The sequence below is a fragment of the Polaromonas sp. P3_C2 genome, assembly GCF_056402675.1.
The window spans coordinates 1-3129 of sequence record NZ_JBFUGX010000493.1 but is presented as its reverse complement, the minus strand read 5'-3'; the positions used below and the strand labels follow the sequence as shown (position 1 = coordinate 3129).

Annotated in this window: 3 protein-coding genes and 1 tRNA gene; 1 reads left to right on the top strand and 3 read right to left on the bottom strand. The window is 62.1% G+C overall.

What is annotated here, in order from left to right; genetic code table 11:
• The coding region (locus AC1DWI_RS17740; protein ID WP_477725334.1) for a purine-cytosine permease family protein at positions 1-1188 on the top strand (1188 nt) is incomplete at its 5' end.
• Here the strand turns inward: AC1DWI_RS17740 and thiD are convergent.
• The 3 genes from thiD to AC1DWI_RS17725 form a co-directional block, all read right to left on the bottom strand.
• Positions 1172-2017 carry a bifunctional hydroxymethylpyrimidine kinase/phosphomethylpyrimidine kinase gene (gene thiD / locus AC1DWI_RS17735; protein WP_477670838.1) on the bottom strand — a complete coding sequence of 282 codons (846 nt, stop codon included), beginning with the start codon at positions 2015-2017 and terminating at the stop codon, positions 1172-1174. The two genes, AC1DWI_RS17740 and thiD, sit on opposite strands and share 17 nt — an antisense overlap.
• Before the next feature lie 63 nt (positions 2018-2080).
• The gene (locus tag AC1DWI_RS17730) at positions 2081-2539 is read right to left on the bottom strand and encodes a DUF4124 domain-containing protein (protein ID WP_477670839.1); all 459 of its coding nucleotides are present in this window, start codon (positions 2537-2539) and stop codon (positions 2081-2083) included.
• A 232-nt stretch (positions 2540-2771) separates the two neighbouring features.
• A tRNA-Asn gene (locus AC1DWI_RS17725) sits at positions 2772-2847 on the bottom strand.
• Positions 2848-3129: the final 282 nt, after the last annotated feature.

The window sequence follows — 3129 nt, the reverse complement described above, 5'->3', positions numbered from 1 at the left end:
GGGGTGGGCCTGCTGGTCATGCAGATCGGCGCCTACCTGGTGCCGGCCGTTGGCACCCAGACAGCCTTGCTGGTGATCGTTTGCGGCTCGGTACTTGGCGCCGGCTTGCTGGCCTGGACGGCCAGGATCGGCTGCGACAGCGGGCTTTCCAGCGCCGGGCTGATGCATGCCACCTATGGCAGCAGCTTTGCGCGCCTGCCGGTGCTGCTCAACATCGTGCAGCTCATCGGCTGGACCACGTTTGAGCTTGTGGTGATGCGCGACGGCACCATGGCCATTGCGCGCCAGTCGGGCGGCTTTACCGGAGCCTTGTGGCCCCTTCTCGCTACCCTGCTGTGGGGTGCGGTGCTGCTGACGCTGCTCTCAGGCTCCATGGTGAAACTGGTGCGCAAATTCATAGGCCGTTATGGCCTGCCGCTGGTCATCGCCTCGCTGCTGTGGTTGAGCTGGCAATTCCTGGCCAAGGCCAATGCCCAAGGACTGAGCGCGCTRTGGATGCGGCCCGGCGAAGGCGGCATGAGCACGCTGTCCGCACTCGACCTGGTGATCGCAATGCCGGTGTCGTGGTTACCCCTCGTGGCCGATTTCGCGCGCCATGGACGCGATGGAAAAGCCGCGCTGCGCGGCACCTGGATGGGCTATGCCGTCGCCAATATCTGGTGCTATGCGCTGGGCGTGCTCGTCGCTATCACGGCGCCCAGTACCGACCTGGTCGCCGCGCTGCTGCTGGCGCAAGGCGGCCTGATCGCGCTGGGGCTGATCCTGATCGATGAGGTCGACAACGCGTATGGCGATCTCTATTCGGGCTCGGTGGCCGGCCACAGCCTGAAACCGGCCTGGAGCGTGCGGCGCTGGGGCGTGKGGCTGGCCCTGCTGTGCACTGCGCTGGCGCTGGTGCTGCCCATGCACAGCCTGGAGCCTTTTTTGTTGATGCTCAGTTCGGTCTTTGTGCCCTTGTACGGCGTGATTCTGGCGCGGCTGGCCGGCACGTCCGATATCGCTTCGCTGGTGGCCGAACGCAAGGTGAATCCCAGCGCCGTCGCGATCTGGGTGCTGGGCATTGCGTGTTATCACCTGTGCGCGAAATTTGCGCCCGAGTGGGGTGCAGCGCTACCAACGCTGGTGCTGACTTTTGCATTGGCACGCCTCACCCGCAGCGGCCGCTCCGGTATTACCGCAGCGGCTTGAGCCGCATCGCGATGGGCGCGTGGCCGTGGTTCAGCGGCCCGCCACCGGCACCTGTACGCACCCGCGCACCGGCCTCCAGCGCTGCGCGCACATAGGCACGTGCGAGCTGCACGGCCTCCAGCAGAGGGTGCCCCAACGCCAGGTGCGCGGCAATCGCAGACGACAACGTGCAACCGGTGCCGTGGGTGTTGGGGCTGGGAATGCGCGGCCCGCGCATCCAGTGCAGTTCGCCATTTTGCGTGACCAGTAAATCGCTGACCACGTCGCCGGGCAAATGCCCGCCCTTGAGCAGCACGGCGCGGGCGCCCTGCGTCAGCAACTCCTGTGCGGCGGCCTGCATGGCCTGCTCATCGCCCAGAGGGCGGCCGACCAACAGCGAAGCTTCGTCGAGATTTGGGGTGACCACCATGGCACGTGGGAAGAGCTCCCGCACCAGCACCGCAATGGCCGGGTTGTCGATCAGCACCGCGCCGCTGGTGGCGACCATGACCGGATCCAGCACCACGTTCTGCAGCGCATGCCGGTCAATTGCCTCCGCCACGGTCCGCACGATGTCGGGCGCGTGCAGCATGCCTATCTTCACCGCATGCGTGCCTATGTCTTCGATCACGGCATCGATCTGGTCGCGCAGCATCTGCGGCGGCACGCCGTGGATGGCGCGAACGCCGCGCGTGTTCTGGGCCGTCAGCGCTGTGATGGCGGTCATGCCGTAGCAGCCCAGCGCGGCGAAAGTCTTGAGATCGGCCTGGATGCCGGCGCCGCCGCCGCTGTCGGACCCTGCAATGCTCAGCACTCGGGGGTATTCGTGGTCAAAAGCAGTTTCAGTCATGAGTGCAGTCATTCGTTTTCCGTAGCCCTCAGGTACACCCTGCAAATTCAAGCAGAGGTGCCACTAGCGGCAAAATGCCCGGACATCATTTTGGGCAACGTCACGATCATATTTGTCCGTGGGTTGCCCATTGCGGTGCCTTACAGCGCCGCTAAGAACGTCCCGGGCCAGAGCACATCGTGACGCATCGGTGCCATCTTCTTTTCCCCCCGAGAGCGATTTGGGCGGTTTTGGTGTGGGTGGACTGTCAGCCACCTTCTCCGGCACCAGTCGTGGTTGCGGTTGCCTGGTTTGTCCACGCAAGTATTCGGCTGAAGGTTTGGCGATTGGAGACGGTGCTGGCTGAGGCGGCAGTTTCACTTCATCTGCCCTGGCCGCACCGGCATCGTCCTTTCGCGAAGAATAATGCGTTTGCCCCTTCGCATCTACCCACTTATAGACTTGCGCATGGCTGGCTGGCACGAATAGCAAGAGCACCAGGAGGGTGCCGAATATCCGCAGCTTGATTTCTAGGTTTTGCATGTTTACGGTCTGTGAGGGCGCCATCAACTACTCGTCGCCTTGTGTATTCGAAGGTATTCGAAGATTTTCCTGACGATGGTACTAGGTACCCCGCCTGACGATAGGGCACTTAACGGCAGACCACCAGGATCGAGCTGACGCGGGGAAATGGTATGAGACGTGGCGCCTCATCATGTTTCGCGGCGCCAAGAAAGACAAAAGGCCCGCACTTGCGTGCAGGCCTTGAATTTATTGGCTCCTCAACCTGGGCTCGAACCAGGGACCTACGGATTAACAGTCCGGCGCTCTACCAACTGAGCTATTGAGGAATACAGCCTTAGATTATAGCGTCAATTTTCTGGCTTTTTAAGCCTGCGGAATTCTGTCAATGCCTTGTTCCCGCTGAATGGCAAGCGGCCGGCTCTGCGTGGGCAAAAAGCACAGCGGCGTATTGGCCCTCGGCCCTTGTTTGATGTGCGCAAGCAGCTATCAAATCAATAGCATCTCGATGGATAACTGGTCTCGACAACGCTTTGGCCACGCCGCAKCAGCCTGCTCGGCTACCATTTGCGCATGTCCTTCACGGCCCGCTGTTTTAATGGCTTTATGAC